Here is a 17527-nt window from a genome sequence, read left to right on the forward strand (position 1 = left end):
AGCGGGAGACATATATCGATATAACTCTTCGGCAAATAAAGACAGCTCTTGTTTTTGATGCATATTCATAAAAAGCACGTCACCCTTTCTCATTAACATAAGAGAATAGTAACGTGCTTTTAAGTTTAAAAATAGTCTAAATCCTTAAGTTGATGGATGTGGGGTGCTACCCCATAGTGTAAAACGTTGATATAATCTTGTTTTTGTCTATGTTCAATAACATAGAGTATTTAGGACAGTTAAAGGTTGTTTTCGTAAAGATCGTTGCTCTTTTATACATTTCAATAATGTATAGTATAATAGAAATAAGTAATATAAAAAGAGATTGAAAAATCCTATTTGACACATATTAATCATTAAGAAAGGGATGATCACGATGACAATGACGAAATTATCTTATAGTGGGTTAAAATATAGAGAAAGTGATGTGGAAATAAAATTATTGGTGGATATACAAAATGATTGGTTTGAGGTAACACATACCAAGGAAGTGTCTCAAGTAATGAATAAATCAACAGGTGAATATATCATAGTAAATCGAAACACCTTGAAATGTGAGTGTGTTTCATAATACAAAGAAACTATGAAACAACTAAATTTTATGCAACTGACTATATCAGTTGCATTTTTTGTGCATTTCTAAACATCTCAACAGTCGCATAATCTGCCTAAATAAAGGTTAATCCACTCGTTCTTTGTAAGCCATTTTTTTACGCTATTCTAAGTATCTGAACCAATATAAATAATTATCAAGATATTTGGTCGCCACTCCTTGAACACGTTACAAAAAGGGCATTATATCAGTCTCTTTATAGTCTGATCAGATAGCAACTATACGAACACCACAATTAAAGAAAGAGTTTTAATCCTTCATGAGAATCTTTAAACCCTAATTTCTTATAAAATTGCAAAGCTTCTTGTCGTTCTTTATCTGTTGTTAACTGTACTAAATGACACCCCCCTAATTTAGCACGTTGAATAGCCCATTTAATAAGTTTACTTCCTATACCTTTACCACGTTTTGATGAGGCTGTCCGTACACCCTCAATTGTAGCTCTCCAACCCCCTTGACGTGCAATATAAGGCGTAAATAAATGTAATTTGTTGAATACCAACAATCTCCGTCTCATCACACGCTACAATTAACTCGTTATTCGGATCACAATCAATAGCATGGAATGCTCTTATATAACTATCAGGGAGTGGTGTTTCATAGCGTTCTCTTTTATTTCCTAAAACATCATCAGCAAGCATTTTTACAATTTCATCTAAATCATCTACCGTTGCAATCCTAAATGTTATAGTTTCTGTCACTATCAAAAAACCTCCTTAATGTATGCACTTGTTACTTGTATTTTACTTGTTTAAATACAATAGGTTAAATAATAAAATATTATGAGTCTCTATAACTTTTTCTTATAGATAGCATTAAAGCCTAACTTATAAAATTATAAGTTAGGTTTTTTTACACAATATTATTATAAAATCCGACCAACTTCAATAAAACTCCATATTCTTTAATGAATTTTCATATTTAACAAACACACATATAACCATTCAAATAGGGTGCTTTTTATTTGTTGTATAGAAATTACATAATAAGCATGGATCTATATGCTATCATTCAATGAAGCTTAACCTCTATCTAAAGTTCCTTAAATGGACTACCTCCTTACCAAAATTCAAAAACGATTGCGTTTTTGAATTTGTGTTCCATTTTTTCTTGACCAGGTCATTGAATAACTACACATAAACTCCTTATATCTCTAGATAAACTACCGATTAGCTCCATATAGACTCTAGATAACCTATATAGAATATAAGTTATCAAGGAGGTAAGAAAAAATGAATTTTATGAAACGCGCAATTCTCAGTATGAAAAAAAGAGTAGGAACATCATTAATTTTGATGGCAGTCTTCCTAATTGTTACAAATTTAGTGTTGGCAGGATTTACAATCCAAAATGCATCAAAAAAAGCTGCGGATGCAGCAAGAAAAAAACTAGGTGCAGATGTTACTTTAAGTCTTGATTTTGACAAATTAGGTCAACAAGCTCGGGAAACTGGAGAGATGCCTAATCCACCGAAGCTCAACACGAAAGAGGCAGATCAATTAGCGAAGTCAAAGTATGTAAAAGACTATAATTACATAACCAATACTTTCGGAATTTCTGATGGACTTAAACTGGTAGGAGCTTCAGAAGGAGAAGACGAAGGAAAAGGTAAAGCAGGAATGGCGACTGTACGAGGCGGCTCAAGCTCCGGTACAGAAATAGATATGAATGCTTCTTTTATGATTGAGGGAGTTCGCAAGACTGCATTACAAGAAAGTTTTAAGAATGGAAAAAGTAAAATCATTGACGGGAAACCAATTACAGAACAGATGAAAAATCAGAATGTAGCTTTAATGGAAAAACGATTAGCGGAATTAAACAATTTGAAAGTAGGAGACAAAGTTAAAGTGCAATCAGGGGATAAGAAGGAAACCCTCGAGGTTGAAATTATCGGTATTTACGAAACAAATGAGCAAGCAATGGGTCAACAGGCCCCTCCTATAATGGATCCAGCTAATAAACTATATATGCCGCATTCAACTATGAAAAAATTAGAAGTAGATCAAGGTATAAGTAGCATTCAAGTCGTGTATTTCCTGAAAGATCCACAAAACATTGAAGTATTTAAAAAAGAAGCAAAAAAATCTGATATTGATTTTAATTATTATAAATTAGATGCACATGATTCACTGTACAAACAAATGATTGGTCCTATCGAAAATATCTCTTCTACGTCTCAAGTGATTATATATATTGTATCAATTGCAGGTGCGATTATATTAGGGTTAATCATTATGTTATCGATTAAAACACGTCGTAAGGAAATGGGGATTCTATTGTCGATTGGAGAGAAAAAGTGGAAGCTGATAGCGCAGTTCGTAGTAGAAGTAGTATGTATCGCTATTTTAGCATTTGGATTATCTATAACAACAGGAGCTAAAGTTTCTCAATATATAGGGGATAATTTACTTTCAAGTGAAGTTGCTACAGCAAGCGAAGAAACAGACACCTCACAAAACGGTACTGTAATGATGTCTGGACCTGGTGGCACTCTACAAAATCAAAAAGAGGATCCAATTGATAAAATTGATGTAAGTGTAACAGGAGAAGATGTAGGGAAAATGGGGGGGATTGGACTAGCTATTGCTATATTAGCAACGCTTCTTCCAGCATTATCTATTCTACGCTTAAATCCAAAACAAATTCTTTTAAAAGATGAATAAGGAGGCTCGATATGGAGACGATTTTACAATTTAAAAACTTAGATTATTATTATGAAAGTAACGGGAAAAAAGTAACGATACTAGATAATGTTAATTTTTCTTTTCAAAAAGGGCATTTCTACACGATTTTAGGGCCCTCTGGATCTGGTAAAACCACAACTCTTAGCTTAGGTTGTGGGCTGGATATACCTAAAAATGGTTATGTACTGTATAATGGCAAGGATATTCGAAAAATTGGTTTGGATCGATACCGTAATCAAAATGTATCTGTAATTTTCCAATCTTATAATTTGATTACCTATATGACTGCTCTTCAAAATGTCCTAACAGCAATGGAAATTACAGGTGTTAAAATGCAAAATAAAACGGCAAGGGCATTAGAATTATTAGAGAAAGTAGGACTCACAGAAGTAGAAGCGAAACGAAATGTCCTGCAACTAAGTGGGGGGCAACAACAGCGTGTAGCAATTGCTCGAGCGTTATCTTGTAATGTTGATTTACTGATTGCGGATGAACCGACAGGAAACCTCGACGAAGAAACGGCAATGGATATAATAGAACTGTTTCAAGAACTTGCACATAAAGAAAATAAATGCATTATTGTTGTGACGCACTCACAGGAAGTTGCTAAAAAATCAGATCGTGCAGTTTATTTAAGTAAGAAGAAGTTGGTAGTAAACGAAATCTAATATAAACACTCTAACTTTTAAATTCACATAATTTTCGGAAATTGATTTCTTCAAATATTAATATTTAATATACAATAAAACCAAGCCATAATCAAAATGGTCTCCCTGTATTGAATGTTAAGATAGTTTGTTGTTCCTTTTTTAACAATATTTGAAAAAGAACTTGTAGAATATTCTACAGGTTCTTTTTGTTATGATCGGTTAACTATATCATTGAGGAATTATATATGAAAAACGGGACATTACCTAGATGTATGATCTAAATACTGTCCCGTTTAACTGTTTATCTGTATAGTTATTGAAGAATTAAACCTACAATCATAATTAAACTAAATACTATCATCCAACCAAACGCACAATAGCCGAAAATTCTAATCCATTTAGGTAATTGATTCATGTTAACTTTATTTGTGGGAACTCCTTGCATAGAAAACATCATTTTTTGATCTCTATCCCTATTATTTTGTTGTTCATACATAACATCATCACCTTTCCAGAACTATTGTGTTTATAGTATATCAGCCTGGAGATAACTAAGCACAGAATATTCGACAATTATAGTGAATTAATCTGTTTTCCAGTGCTGCATACTAAATTTCAAAAAAACTAAAATTTATATATACTAAAGTATTTGCTCATTTAAAACATAGTAAACCTATTAACAAGAGATGCTTATTATTTGGTATTGAATAGTTTATTTAAATTCAACGATACTTCTTAGCGTTTAGATACGTATATGTTTTTCAGACTATATGTACCGTAAAGTAGGAGCAGCTTACATTCATGACTATTATTATTTATTCGTTACTTTTAAAGCATCTAACACTATTTTGGTTGCGTCTGCAATAAGTTTATCATCGTATTTCGCATCCTCTTTTGCATGATTAGAAAGTATCGCAAGAACAATTGGCTTCTTATTTGGTGGCCAAATGATTGCGATGTCATTCCTTGTTCCATAAGACCCAGAGCCAGTCTTATCGGCTACTTCCCATTCTCCTGGAACTCCAGCACGAATTAAGTTGTCCCCCGTAGTATTTCTTTTCATCAAATCTATTAAAAAGTTCCGTTTCTCAATTGAAAGTATATCACCTAGCGCGTAAGTTCGAAGACTAGTAGCTAATGCCTTTGGGGTACTAGTATCATGATTTTCTCCTGGTTGCACTTCGTTTAATTCTGGTTCAAAGCGTTCAGGATTTGTAACAGTATCGCCTATTTTTCTCAGTGATTTTTTGAATTCACTTGGCCCACCTAATTGCTTAAGAATAAGATTTTGTGCAGTATTATCGCTATATCGAATGGAAGCATCCGCAAGTTCTTTCAGAGTCATACCTGTATCTACATATTTTTCAGTAATTGGATTGTAATTCACAAGATCTTTGCTAGTATACTTAATTCTTTGATCTAAATCTTCTATTGATTTCTTTTGTAACAGTGCTCCAACAGCAAGTGCTTTATGGGTAGATGCGTATGCAAACCGTTCACCTGAACGATAAGTAACAGTTTGATTCGTACCTGTGTCCAATGCATAAATACCAAGTTTAGCATCATATTCTTTTTCAAGTTTAACAAAAGATTGATTACTTATATGTTCTTGTTTGGTTTGTTTCGGTGGTTCGGATTGAATATTACTATTGGAACAGCCTATAAGCGTTACACATGAAAGTAATACTACAGGTAGCATCTTTTTATAATGTGTAATGTGAAAAAACTTCTTTGAAACTATCATACATTTTCAACCTCTTTCAAGAATTTATGGATTTTGTATAGGTATATTACATGCCGATACAATTAACAAATGTACAGGATAGCACTCCTCTTGTATTTGTATTTCTTGCATTACAAAATGAGAGAACTACCAAGAACACCTTTTTTATACGAAATAGACAATCTAAGTAACACATTTGTTCCATTTATGATTAAGGTTTTGATTATATCCATTAATTTTATAAGAATCACAAAATCCTCCTTTTTTGAACTCTACTTAATTTAATGTGGATTTAGATTGAGTTTCCCTCGTAACGGGAATATCAATTGGATGGCGCATATATAACAACCTCGTTTCGGATAGAATAGGTAATAACAACTACTGATTTCATTTTAAGTGAGGTGTTATATGATACATACGACAAAACAAAAAAGACTTGTGGTGCAAAGTATAACTACATTTAGTCTACTAATAACGACTATCTTTACGCCCATGCTTATTTACATTGTTTATGGATTACAGATTTCGAAAGGCTTTGAGGGATACTGGCCATCAATCTTGTTTTATACAACCTATATGACGGGTGTGTTTATCTGGATACCTATTGTGAATAAGGCTGGAATTCAACGCTCCTTATATTGGGCTGTTTTTATACTGATAGTATCATTACTTAGTGTTACTTTCTTTGGATGGAGTTCAAAATGGCTAGAAATAAGTGCGTTAGTTTCTGGTTTTACAGTTAGTACAATTTCTACCATGACGAGTACATTATTGTTTCTACATGTTGAAGGCGGGGGAAAGATTTATAATAAAAATCAACAAGCGATTATTATTGGTATCGTTTTTCTTTTACTGATCATCGTATTGTTAGCGATTAGTTTTCTATCGCCGCCGCTGATAACATGCATATATGGGATTTGTTTAATCAGTATCCTTTTTGCTATAAAAAAGATGCCGAGAACGGAATTAGCCAAAGGTTTTCTACCTATCTCCATCGTATCGGTAGTAGGAAAGTTTCTTTTTGTCTCAATGCTTATTCTTATGATACGAACAAGTCGTAACATAAATAATGAACAATATATTTTCTGTTTTTTTCTACTCTCTATAGCGCTTATTTGTTTCATGTTTTTGAGTTTGTTGAAAGGAAAGTTCTTTCATAAACTTTCATCTTCTTTACCAATTCGATTAAAGGCAGAGTCATTTTTACTTGGATTAGGAAATGGATATTTATTTTTGATGGGTATTTTTTATAGTCTTACTTTCTATAACATGTTAACCTGTATTTTCATTGTAGTTGGACCATACCTATTAGGGATTTTGATGTCCATATTTTTAGATATCAAAGCTGCTAAGAAAGTTAATCCAATCCATTTGTTTTTAGTAAGTACCTTAATTATGATATTCGGGTTTTATTCTCCACTATTTATAGTCCTTAGCGTTACATTTGGGAGCTATGCCATTAATAGTATTTCTTCTCAAAATAATATGAAAGTATATATGGTGAATGCTACACATAGAGAACTTTCTTTACTCATTTACACAACATGGAGAAATATGGGGAATATATTTTTACAATTTTTTATTTTGATTGTGATTGTGGGAGTAGGGATGTTTTATGATGTCGAATGGTCACAACTTTTCCAAACAATTGTTGGGAAGAGCCAAATGCAAATTGAAGGGTTATCCGTACAACGATTGATGTTTATGTTATCCATTTGCTGTTGGCTTGGCATGGTGGGCTTAGGTATGTGGATTGGTAAAAAAGCTAATCCCAATATTGCTTAAAAAGTATCTCGAAAAATATCGGTATTAAAAAATGAAGTATCACAAATATCTGATTGTAGCTTTTAGTTTGTCCACGATCTAAGTAACATAAGGTGGATGGTAAAAATAAAGGGCATAAAAAACGAGATGTAATCGCATCTCGTTTTTTTATGTTATGTGAAGTGTCAGATCAATTTAAAAAACTAAAGGGGTACCATTCGTATTATGGTCACGAGTATGTCAGTAACCATATCGCTTTCCACTTTTTTGAAAGGAAATCATGAGTATGAAATAATCGATCACTTTTTAAATCCTCCCAATAAAAATTGGCTTAGTCAAGTAAGAGCAAAAACTTTACTACAACATAATCAAATTAACAGAAAGATTGAGAGTGATATTAAGTGGTTTATGAAGTTTCCTTTATTTTGGGAGAATGAAAATATCTTTATTAGTCACGCAGGTATTTCTAACGATTCGTTAATTCCATTTAATAAATCTGATCCGAATGGAACTGCGTGTTTTTTTTCGTTATACAAAACCTAGTTTTCTAGTTCCACTTGATAGGCATCCCCTAATGGGAGGGATTTAAAATATATACGATTCAGAAACTAGGGGAACTGGCTGTATTTTCATATGCAACATTGCATATGAAAACGAATTGATGCAAATGTAAAAGCTTATTATAATGAAAACATAAATATTCAACACATCTTAATACAACAAAGAGGAGGAAGTAGTATGGAAATCGCAATGGCAGTTTTGAAATTTTTAGGTGGAGTAATTCCATTAGTTCAAGAACTTTTAAAAGCATTTATGTAAGTTTATTAATTAGCATTCATTATTATATCTTAATATAAAAGGGAATGGAGTGATTTTTCTGAAAATTAAGAAAGGTAATAAAAGAATAAAATTCCTAGCATGTTTATTAGTTAGTTTATGCACTATTAATTATTCATCTATTTCCTTCGCAGAAACAAAAACAGGTAATTCAGCTGATGCAACAAAAAATGCTAGTGGCATTGATACTGGTATAACAAATTTAAAGTATGATAGTAGAGATATTTTAGCAATAAATGGTGATAAAGTAGAGAGTTTTGTTCCGAAAGAAAGTATCAATTCAAATGGTAAATTTGTAGTAGTTGAACGTGAGAAAAAATCACTTACAACTTCACCGGTCGATATTTCGATTATTGATTCTGTGGCTAATCGTACTTATCCAGGGGCAGTACAACTTGCAAATAAAGCTTTTGCAGATAATCAACCTAGTTTATTAGTGGCTAAGAGAAAACCTTTGAATATTAGTATAGACTTACCTGGCATGAAAAAAGAAAATACAATAACTGTCCAAAATCCGACATATGGTAATGTGTCTGGAGCAGTAGACGATTTAGTATCTACTTGGAATGAAAAGTATTCAACAACACATACGTTACCTGCAAGGATGCAGTATACAGAATCTATGGTTTATAGTAAATCACAAATCGCAAGTGCTCTTAATGTTAACGCTAAATATCTTGATAACGGGCTAAACATTGACTTTAATGCGGTTGCAAATGGAGAGAAAAAAGTGATGATTGCGGCATATAAGCAGATATTTTATACCGTAAGCGCTGAACTACCTAACAATCCATCAGATCTTTTTGATAATAGTGTTACTTTTGATGAGTTAACTCGTAAAGGGGTAAGTAATACGGCTCCGCCTGTTATGGTGTCAAATGTAGCTTATGGCAGAACAATTTATGTGAAATTAGAAACAACATCTAAGAGCAAAGATGTACAAGCTGCCTTTAAAGCCTTACTTAAGAATAACAGCGTCGAAACGAGTGGACAGTACAAAGATATTTTTGAAGACAGTACCTTTACCGCTGTAGTATTAGGCGGAGATGCGAAAGAGCATAACAAGGTTGTTACAAAAGATTTTAATGAAATACGCAATATCATTAAAGATAATGCAGAATTAAGTCTTAAAAATCCAGCATACCCAATTTCATATACAAGCACTTTCTTAAAAGATAATGCAACGGCTGCTGTTCATAACAATACAGATTATATTGAGACTACAACTACAGAATATTCAAGTGCTAAAATGACGCTTGATCATTACGGTGCATATGTTGCTCAATTTGATGTATCTTGGGATGAATTCTCATATGATGAAAATGGGAAAGAAGTACTAACACATAAAACATGGGATGGAAGCGGCAAAGACAAAACGGCTCATTACTCTACCGTTATACCGCTTCCACCGAATTCAAAAAATGTAAAAGTCGTAGCGAGAGAATGTACTGGTCTTGCATGGGAATGGTGGAGAACAATTATTAATGAACAAAACGTTCCATTAACAAATGAAATAAAGGTTTCAATTGGAGGAACAACGTTATACCCAACTGCTAATATTAGTCATTAGATAAAAGTGAAGCGCCCTGTACAGGGCGCTTTTTCTTACTTAATAGATCATACGCAACAAATAAGCGAGTCAACTTAAGTAGGGGGAGAATATTTAAGTTGGATACAGTGGATTGGGGGAGCCTTAATTATTATCGCTACTTATTACGGTCGCCATTTGGAAAATAGCATACGTCATAAAACGAAAATCCAGCCAATTGATTCTTAATAAGTTTATACTTACTACAAAAACAAACAAACTCGTCCTACAAAGAGGGGAGTTTGTTTGTTTTTTGTTTAGATAATGGAATGTTCATGCAAAATTGTACACTATGTTCCATATTGTTTATAGAATATTTTATACCTAGCGTTTCAAGAATTTGTTTAACAATATATAGGCCTAGACCACTTCCTCCAGTATTTCGATTTCTTGATTTTTCAATTCGATAAAATGGTTTGAAAATTTGTTGTATATCTTCTTCTTTAATATTGACACCTGTATTTATAATTTGCATTTTGATTTGACCTTGTTTAGAATCCTCACTTAACTTTATATAGACTTTTTCATTATGTGGTGAATACATAACCGCATTATGGATAATATTTTTACATGCTTTTTCAAAAAGAACACGATCTGTATAAACAGAAAGGTCAGAATCAATTTCTTTTATTATTTGGATGCTTTTTTGAGAAGCGAAAAATTCGAGATCTTTTGTGATTGTACCTATTAACTTTGAAAGATTAACTTCTTCTATCTTTAGTTTAAAGGTGTGTTGTTCTAATTTCGACATACTTAAAATTTCACGAACTAATTGTTCCATACTTTCAATAATTTGATGATTTTTCTTTAAATATTGATCACGATTTTGATAAGGGCCAATATTGTATATCATCCCTTCTAAGTATCCTTTCATTACAGTTAGAGGGGTCTTTAATTCATGTGCTACAATCGCAAAAAACTCTCTGCGTTTTGTTTCTATTTCTCTTTCTTTTTCAATATCATTTTTTAATTGATGATTTGCTTTTTTCAAATCAAACATAGCTTGTTGTAAGTTAATAGACATGTCATTCAAACTATTAGATAATTCTCCTAACTCATCTGTAGAGCGAACCTCAATTTTTTCGGAGAAATCTAAATTTGCCATCTTTTGTGCACCTTCATTAATATAAATAAGTGGCTTTGTAATAAACCTGGAATAGAAATAAGCACTCCCTACACCAATTACGAGTACAATGATACTAATATAGGGAAGAAAGCGTACTAAAACCTGTGAAGCTTCATCAATCGGTTGAAATGTAGCGAACACTACAAGCGTTAAACTACCATCTTTGAATTGAATTGGTTTAGTAACGTTATATGAATTGCTAAGGGTACCTGCATTCTCGAACCGTGTCGCTCTAGTAACTACTGTTGTTTGCGAACCACTTTGAATAAAAGAAAATGAAGGAGAGTAAATAATTATTCCCTCTTTATTTTGAAGCGAAAGCATCGCATTATTTTTTTTTGCGTATTCATCAAAAAGTGGTATCGCATCTTGAAACGTAAGATCTTTAGACTTATCAATGATTTCTTTTATCCCTGTTTGAAGTTGATCTGTTTTGTATTGCTCATAAAACGTAGGGAGAAAGAAGTATAAAGTTAAATAAATCAATACTGCAAAGGATAACAAAATGAGAGAGGTAGTCATAAAGAGTTTATAAGTAATTTGCTTCATCTTCATAATTTTTACAATGCTACTCATCAATTTTATAACCAATACCCTTTATTGTTTTAATGTAAGGGATAGCTAATTTTTTACGTAGGTTTTTAATGTGTGTATCAATTATTCGTGTTTCGCCAAAATAATCGTATCCCCAAACTTTTTCTACGATATTTTCTCTAGTGAGTACTTTTCTCTCGTTTTGAAATAGTAGTTGTAGAATTTCAAACTCTTTTGTCGTTAATAAAATTTCAACTTCATTTACATATACTTTATATGCATCAACATCGACACGCACTTCTTTAAAAACCAAATGATTATTTACATTTTTATCATAACTTCTTCTCAGTACGGCTTCGACTCGTCTAATCAAAACATGAAACGAAAAGGGTTTTGTTATATAATCATCGATTCCAAGATCAAACCCTTTCATTTGATCTTCCTCTTCTTCCAATGCAGTTAGCATAATAATTGGTACGTTTGACTGACTTCGAATCATCTTGGATACTTCAAATCCATTAAGATTGGGCATCATTACATCTAGAAGAATTAAATCAAAGGATTGCTTATTAAATTGTGTCATACCCTCTAATCCATCTGATGCGACTACCACTGTATACTGTTGTGTCATTAAAAATTGTTTAATTAATTCCTGAATTTCTTGATCGTCTTCTACCACGAGAATATGATAGTTTTTCATAATATCACCTCTGGTAGTCATTATAGCCGTACTATCTGTAGTTTATGTGGAGATTCATTAGGAGACTTCACAAGACATTTATTGTGTTAGCTACACGTTCAAGGTTATGTGTTATTAGCTAATAAGTATTAATAGCCACATTACTTCTATATGGATAAATAATTGTATGCTTGTAAAAATACTCATTATATAAAAAAAGGAACGGTTAATATTTACGAAAAACTAATGTATAATAATGTAAATTGGATGTGATTTCTTAAACTATATGAAAATATACCTTCGCTTTTTTACTAGAAGGAGAAAAGGAAATGAATTTCAATATAAAAGAAGCTACCGGAATTCTGGAGCGTGCGTCACAAACTTTGGAGTTTTTTTATCTAGTTTATCCGGCGATGGCTACATTGTAATGAAGAGGAAGGAACTTGGAATACATTCAAAGTGGTTGAGCATCAAATTGATATAGAGAAAAACAATTGGATTCCAGGGTTAGAAATTATCCTCCGGGAAGGTAAAAATTAATCCATTTCTCTGTTGGATCGTTATTCTCATCTAAATAACAACTCTCTTGGTAAACCAAAAGTTTAAAGGTACGAACTAGGGATTATTTATATAATGCGAGAAAGGCTGTGAGGTTATTTGAGGGGTTATAAAGCAATGCTATTTGATTTAGATGATACCTTACTTGATAGGGATAAGGCAGTAGATAAATTGTTTTTAATTATTTTAGAAAAGTGTTATGAGGATGTTAGTGATACAGCTAAAAACAATATGTTACAGAAATTCAAAGAATACGATAAAAGGGAATACGGCATTAGTAATAAAACTATAGTTTTGGAATCATTGTTTGATGAATTCCCACCGAAATATAGATTGCCACGCAATTACATCCAAGATTTTTGGAATAATAATTTTCCTAAATGTTTTTCTATAAACCAAAATACTATTAATATCATAAATACTATAAAGTCACATATTAAAGTTGGAATTATAACAAATGGCTCAACTCAAAGGCAAAAAGCAAAAATAATTAACACGAATTTGAATCGTTATTTTGATACAATCATTATTTCTGAAGAAGCGGGATTTAGTAAACCTGACAAACGCATATTTGAATTAGCATTAAATAAGCTAAATGTACAATCAGAAGATGTACTATTTGTTGGAGATGACTTAGAAAAGGATATTGCTGGTTGTCAAAATGTAAATATAAAGGGCATATGGTTTAACCCTCATATGATCACGAATACTAGCGAAATAAAACCATATGCCGAGATTAATACCTTGGATAGTTTGTTAAGTTATGTCACTCCACAATATTTTTATAACAAGTAAAAACAATTTGGAGAGATGAATTTTCAAAAATATTTAAAATATAGATTACCCTTAATTTCATTGACCGTATGAGAAGTATAAAACTATATTTATATTTGTAGTTAAGATAAAAGAATCCATTTTCATGATGTAATACGTATCACTCAAATCACTCAAGTGATGGCTAAATGGTATAGAGGGAATTTTGACCCATGATCAATATGAAGAGCTGCAAAGCATGTTTACTACATGATGTGTAAATTATAGAGGAGTGAGACTATGGAATTAGAGAAAATAGTAACCGGCGAAATAAATATTGCTGTCGTAAGAAATGATACGTTAGTAATATCTGATGTTCAATCTGCATTAGATCTTTTGGCGACAGTTCAATATGAAGTAGATTCAAAGCGTATTATTGTCCATAAATCATTAATAAGTGAAAGTTTCTTTGACTTAAAAACACGTCTTGCGGGTGATATTCTTCAAAAGTTTATAAATTACAGAGTAAAGATTGCTATCGTTGGAGATTTCTCTATGTACACTAGTAAAAGCTTAAAAGACTTTATTTTTGAATGTAATAAAGGTAATGATATTTTTTATTTAGCAACTGAACAACAAGCAATTGAAAAGTTAAGCTCATTGAAGTAAATGACATAAAGTGTATTTCGAAAGAGGCATCCGTTATAGTTCCTCTTATTTGTATTCTGATACAAAGATGTTTTTTGGAATTTGTACCGGTACAGTGATTGTAAATGTGCATGGATACAGTACCTCATAAAATTTACAATCAGCATATATTATTTTAACTTATAATTTTTAAGGGGTGCTGAATATGACAAGTTTACAATATCAACTTCTTACAAGATTGAACCTTGAAAAACGTACTGAAGGAAAATTTGAAGAATTAAGTACAATACTCTTTGCATTTGCGCATACAATACCGTTTGAGAATTTAGATGTTATATCAGGTAATACAAATGAAATTTCAAAAGAGAACTTACAGAAGAAAATATTAGCAAGTTCGCGCGGCGGGCTTTGTTATGAATTAAATACTCTTTTCTACTATTTTTTAAAAGAGTATGGTTTTAATGCCCAGCTAGCATTAGGAACAGTTTATAAAAATGATATTAATGCATGGGCACTTGAGGACGGACATATTACTATTATTATAAATTTTGATAATGAAACTTATTTAATTGATGTAGGGATTGCTTCGTTGGTACCTCTTGTTCCAGTTCCGTTTTCTGGGCAACCGGTTTCTTCTAGTAATGGTATGTACCGTGTGAGACGGAAAGATACAAGCAAAGGAAACCATGTTTTAGAAAGAATGGATGTTGATGAAGAGTGGAAAGTCTGCCATGCTTTTTATAATCATGTTATTGATGAGTCAATTGTAAATGAGGTTCAAAAAAAGGTGATAGAAGATGAGAAGTCTATTTTCAATAAAGGGCCGATTGCAGTAAAGTTGACGGATTCTGGTCATGTTTCCTTAACTAATGCTAGTTTGACTGAAAACATTTACGGAGAAAAAAGTAAGCTTGGAATTACAGAAAATCAATATAGAGAACTATTACATTCACTTTTTAATATTGAATTATGAAAAAGTGAATAGCCGACTCCTATTTGGAATCGGCTATTTTGTTATTGCGAGCCAAGTAGATTCCGTTCTCAATTTTAAGTTTGATTTTCTTAATAGATATAATACACTAGAACAGTATAAAAAATATATAAAATGAATATTGAATGTAAAGGAAGATTATCATGTCAGTTATCGATAAATTAAAACTTAATAAGTATACGAATATGGTGGTTATTAACGAACCAAACGATTATGAAGTATTTGGAGATAAACCAACTACATTTTCTAAAGAGCATGATGCTGTTTTTATTTTTGTAGAAACACTTGATGAGATGGTAGAGCATACAAATTTCATTATTAAAAATGAAGAGCTGTTACTTGAGAAAGGTTATGTGTTTTTTGCTTATCCGAAAAAAGGTAATGCTCGTTACAGTACTTTTATTCATCGTGATGAAATGTTTCCAGCGTTAAATGTTGGAGAAGATGGATATGTAGGAAATAGTGATATTAAATTTGCGCGAATGGTAAGTATGGATGACGTTTTCACTGTTGTTGGTTTAAAGCGTGAAAAGAAAAAAGCAAAGAAAACGCCTGCTGCGAGTCAATGTGTTGCTGATTATGCAGATCGAATTCAAGATGTTGAAGCATTATTAGCTAATCATCCGAATGAACTTAAGTTTTATCAAAGTTTAACACCTGGATATCAAAAAGATTGGGCTCGTAATTTATTTTCTGTTAAACAAGAAAAAACACGTGAAAAACGTCTTGAGAAAATGATTGAAATCCTTTCACAAGGCTATAAAACAATTGAATTATTCCGTAAGAAGAAAAAATAACGATTAGGAACGTCACAATGATGCAACAATTAATTACGTTGAACACATTGAAAAAAGGATTCCTTTCAGTATACTAAAGTATGTTCTTATATTTAAATAATTAGCAAAAGAGAAAAGGTGTTTGAAATGAAATCGTATATTGTAGTTGGAGCTGGAATTTTAGGAGCATCTACTGCTTATCATCTTGCTAAGGCTGGTGCGAAGGTTACTATTGTAGATCGTCAAGAGTTAGGTCAAGCAACTGACGCAGCAGCAGGTATTGTCTGTCCGTGGCTTTCACAGCGTCGTAATAAAGCATGGTATAAAATCGTTAAAGGCGGTGCACGTTACTATTCTTCGTTAATTCAGCAATTAGAAGAAGACGGTGAAACGGATACAGGTTACAACCGTGTAGGTGCAATTAGTTTACATACTGACGAAAAAAAGTTAGATCAAATGGAAGAGAGAGCGTATAAACGCCGTGAAGATGCACCGGAGATTGGTGAAATCACTCGCTTATCAGCTGAAGAAACGAAAAAATTATTCCCAGCATTATCGGAAGAATATAGTTCTGTTCATATTAGTGGCGCTGCACGAGTAAATGGAAGATTATTACGCAACGCATTAATAAGCGCTGCGAAAAAACATGGTGCCACTTTCATAAAAGGTGATGCAGTATTAGTCCGTGAAGGGAATCATATTACGGGAGTTAAAGTAAACGACGAAACAATTGTAGCGGAAAAGGTAATGGTAACTGCAGGCGCATGGGCAAACGAAATCTTGAACCCATTAGGAATTAATTTCTTAGTTACGTTCCAAAAAGGACAAATTGTTCATTTACAAATGGAAAATACAGCAACAGAAAATATGCCAGTTGTTATGCCGCCGAACGATCAATATATTTTAACATTTGACAATGGCCATGTGGTAATTGGTGCAACGCATGAGAATGATACTGGTTTCGATCACCGTGTAACAGCTGGTGGTTTACATGAAGTATTCCATAAAGCGTTAACAGTAGCGCCTGGTTTAGAAGATGGTACAATGGTTGAAACAAGAGTTGGCTTTAGACCGTTTACACCAGGGTTCTTACCTGTTATTGGACCACTACCTAAATTTGAAGGTATTCTCGTTGCAAACGGATTAGGTGCTTCGGGTTTAACTGCGGGACCATACTTAGGATCTCAACTTGCTAAACTGGCATTAGGACAACCGATTGAATTAGATTTAAATGATTATGATGTTGCTGGGGCAATGGAATAGTAACAAACAAAAAAGATTAGGAGTGATTTCCTAATCTTTTTGTTATGTTATTTGGGCGTAACTAAGTATTTTGAGAGGTAGGAGTTCTTTTAAACAAGGGGTACCACCCCACATCCATCAACTTAAGGTATATTTCCATACAAAATGTTGTCTTTTCACGAGTCTTTTATTATTTTTTATAGATATCATGAAAGTAGGCACATCAAATAAACCCTGACGGGTTTCAAATTTTTCGCTATGCTACTTGATGAGCAGAAGTGGTATACTCATACACAACACCCAAAATATCAAAGACTGTTTTTTTCTCATATCTGTGGGATTTTCGTCCGTTTCGCTGTAG

General features: G+C 32.6%; 15 protein-coding genes and 1 pseudogene. 11 read left to right on the forward strand and 5 right to left on the reverse strand.

Going from position 1 to position 17527, the window contains the following annotated elements; translation table 11 throughout:
- Nucleotides 1-382 precede the first annotated feature (382 nt).
- The gene (locus BWGOE10_RS12915; RefSeq protein ID WP_070143076.1) at nucleotides 383-571 is read left to right on the forward strand and encodes a hypothetical protein; all 189 of its coding nucleotides are present in this window, start codon (nucleotides 383-385) and stop codon (nucleotides 569-571) included.
- Nucleotides 572-848: 277 nt separating this feature from the next.
- Here BWGOE10_RS12915 and BWGOE10_RS12920 read toward each other — a convergent pair.
- Nucleotides 849-1314 (reverse strand): annotated as a pseudogene (locus BWGOE10_RS12920) (GNAT family N-acetyltransferase).
- Between the two features lie 531 nt (nucleotides 1315-1845).
- Between BWGOE10_RS12920 and BWGOE10_RS12925 the strand changes: the two are divergent.
- Together BWGOE10_RS12925 and BWGOE10_RS12930 are read left to right on the forward strand one after the other, a co-directional pair.
- Nucleotides 1846-3276, forward strand: coding sequence for an ABC transporter permease (locus tag BWGOE10_RS12925; protein ID WP_070143054.1), 1431 nt, complete (start codon nucleotides 1846-1848; stop codon nucleotides 3274-3276).
- An 11-nt stretch (nucleotides 3277-3287) separates the two neighbouring features.
- Nucleotides 3288-3965, forward strand: a complete 678-nt coding sequence (locus tag BWGOE10_RS12930; protein ID WP_070143056.1) for an ABC transporter ATP-binding protein — start codon at nucleotides 3288-3290, stop codon at nucleotides 3963-3965.
- 295 nt (nucleotides 3966-4260) lie between these two features.
- Here the strand turns inward: BWGOE10_RS12930 and BWGOE10_RS12935 are convergent, their stop codons facing one another.
- On the reverse strand, nucleotides 4261-4443 hold the full coding sequence (locus BWGOE10_RS12935) for a hypothetical protein (protein WP_002172101.1): 183 nt from the start codon (nucleotides 4441-4443) through the stop codon (nucleotides 4261-4263).
- A 315-nt stretch (nucleotides 4444-4758) separates the two neighbouring features.
- Nucleotides 4759-5691: a class A beta-lactamase gene (bla, locus tag BWGOE10_RS12940; protein WP_070143058.1), complete on the reverse strand. Its 933-nt coding sequence runs from the start codon at nucleotides 5689-5691 to the stop codon at nucleotides 4759-4761.
- A gap of 471 nt (nucleotides 5692-6162) precedes the next feature.
- Here bla and BWGOE10_RS12945 point away from each other — a divergent pair, with 471 nt between their 5' ends.
- From BWGOE10_RS12945 to BWGOE10_RS12955, 3 genes are all read left to right on the forward strand, one after another.
- Entirely contained in the window at nucleotides 6163-7455 is a 1293-nt protein-coding gene (locus tag BWGOE10_RS12945) for a hypothetical protein (RefSeq protein ID WP_070143078.1), read from the forward strand.
- Between the two features lie 204 nt (nucleotides 7456-7659).
- A complete protein-coding gene (locus BWGOE10_RS32885; RefSeq protein WP_070143060.1) occupies nucleotides 7660-7977 on the forward strand; it encodes a hypothetical protein in 318 nt (105 codons plus the stop codon).
- A 325-nt stretch (nucleotides 7978-8302) separates the two neighbouring features.
- Nucleotides 8303-9841 carry a thiol-activated cytolysin family protein gene (locus BWGOE10_RS12955; protein WP_070143062.1) on the forward strand — a complete coding sequence of 513 codons (1539 nt, stop codon included), beginning with the start codon at nucleotides 8303-8305 and terminating at the stop codon, nucleotides 9839-9841.
- A gap of 244 nt (nucleotides 9842-10085) precedes the next feature.
- Here BWGOE10_RS12955 and BWGOE10_RS12960 read toward each other — a convergent pair whose 3' ends face one another.
- On the reverse strand, nucleotides 10086-11561 hold the full coding sequence (locus BWGOE10_RS12960) for a sensor histidine kinase (RefSeq protein ID WP_070143064.1): 1476 nt from the start codon (nucleotides 11559-11561) through the stop codon (nucleotides 10086-10088).
- Nucleotides 11554-12219: a response regulator transcription factor gene (locus tag BWGOE10_RS12965; protein WP_070143066.1), complete on the reverse strand. Its 666-nt coding sequence runs from the start codon at nucleotides 12217-12219 to the stop codon at nucleotides 11554-11556. Before BWGOE10_RS12965 ends, BWGOE10_RS12960 begins: the two co-directional genes overlap by 8 nt.
- A gap of 654 nt (nucleotides 12220-12873) precedes the next feature.
- On the opposite strand from BWGOE10_RS12965, the gene BWGOE10_RS12970 reads away from it, so the two are divergent.
- The 5 genes from BWGOE10_RS12970 to BWGOE10_RS12990 all read left to right on the forward strand — a co-directional run bounded on the left by BWGOE10_RS12970 (nucleotide 12874) and on the right by BWGOE10_RS12990 (nucleotide 17187).
- Nucleotides 12874-13551, forward strand: a complete 678-nt coding sequence (locus BWGOE10_RS12970; protein WP_070143068.1) for an HAD family hydrolase — start codon at nucleotides 12874-12876, stop codon at nucleotides 13549-13551.
- A gap of 258 nt (nucleotides 13552-13809) precedes the next feature.
- Nucleotides 13810-14178 (forward strand): DUF4180 domain-containing protein, encoded by a 369-nt coding sequence (locus BWGOE10_RS12975; protein ID WP_070143070.1) that lies wholly within the window; start codon nucleotides 13810-13812, stop codon nucleotides 14176-14178.
- Between the two features lie 184 nt (nucleotides 14179-14362).
- Nucleotides 14363-15130: an arylamine N-acetyltransferase family protein gene (locus BWGOE10_RS12980; RefSeq protein ID WP_070143072.1), complete on the forward strand. Its 768-nt coding sequence runs from the start codon at nucleotides 14363-14365 to the stop codon at nucleotides 15128-15130.
- Nucleotides 15131-15291: 161 nt separating this feature from the next.
- Nucleotides 15292-15945, forward strand: a complete 654-nt coding sequence (locus BWGOE10_RS12985; protein ID WP_070143074.1) for a YdeI/OmpD-associated family protein — start codon at nucleotides 15292-15294, stop codon at nucleotides 15943-15945.
- A 126-nt stretch (nucleotides 15946-16071) separates the two neighbouring features.
- On the forward strand, nucleotides 16072-17187 hold the full coding sequence (locus BWGOE10_RS12990) for an NAD(P)/FAD-dependent oxidoreductase (protein ID WP_070143080.1): 1116 nt from the start codon (nucleotides 16072-16074) through the stop codon (nucleotides 17185-17187).
- The last annotated feature ends 340 nt before the right edge of the window (nucleotides 17188-17527 follow it).

It is taken from the genome of Bacillus mycoides (assembly GCF_001757995.1).
Taxonomy (GTDB): Bacteria; Bacillota; Bacilli; order Bacillales; family Bacillaceae_G; genus Bacillus_A; species Bacillus_A mycoides_B.

Coding starts and splice junctions, on each gene's coding strand:
- BWGOE10_RS12915 (WP_070143076.1), top strand. CDS start 383: ATGACGAAATTATCTTATAGTGGGTTAAAATATAGAGAAAGTGATGTG.
- BWGOE10_RS12925 (WP_070143054.1), top strand. CDS start 1,846: ATGAATTTTATGAAACGCGCAATTCTCAGTATGAAAAAAAGAGTAGGA.
- BWGOE10_RS12930 (WP_070143056.1), top strand. CDS start 3,288: ATGGAGACGATTTTACAATTTAAAAACTTAGATTATTATTATGAAAGT.
- BWGOE10_RS12935 (WP_002172101.1), bottom strand. CDS start 4,443: ATGTATGAACAACAAAATAATAGGGATAGAGATCAAAAAATGATGTTT.
- bla (WP_070143058.1), bottom strand. CDS start 5,691: ATGATAGTTTCAAAGAAGTTTTTTCACATTACACATTATAAAAAGATG.
- BWGOE10_RS12945 (WP_070143078.1), top strand. CDS start 6,163: ATGCTTATTTACATTGTTTATGGATTACAGATTTCGAAAGGCTTTGAG.
- BWGOE10_RS32885 (WP_070143060.1), top strand. CDS start 7,660: ATGGTCACGAGTATGTCAGTAACCATATCGCTTTCCACTTTTTTGAAA.
- BWGOE10_RS12960 (WP_070143064.1), bottom strand. CDS start 11,561: ATGAGTAGCATTGTAAAAATTATGAAGATGAAGCAAATTACTTATAAA.
- BWGOE10_RS12965 (WP_070143066.1), bottom strand. CDS start 12,219: ATGAAAAACTATCATATTCTCGTGGTAGAAGACGATCAAGAAATTCAG.
- BWGOE10_RS12970 (WP_070143068.1), top strand. CDS start 12,874: ATGCTATTTGATTTAGATGATACCTTACTTGATAGGGATAAGGCAGTA.
- BWGOE10_RS12975 (WP_070143070.1), top strand. CDS start 13,810: ATGGAATTAGAGAAAATAGTAACCGGCGAAATAAATATTGCTGTCGTA.
- BWGOE10_RS12980 (WP_070143072.1), top strand. CDS start 14,363: ATGACAAGTTTACAATATCAACTTCTTACAAGATTGAACCTTGAAAAA.
- BWGOE10_RS12985 (WP_070143074.1), top strand. CDS start 15,292: ATGTCAGTTATCGATAAATTAAAACTTAATAAGTATACGAATATGGTG.
- BWGOE10_RS12990 (WP_070143080.1), top strand. CDS start 16,072: ATGAAATCGTATATTGTAGTTGGAGCTGGAATTTTAGGAGCATCTACT.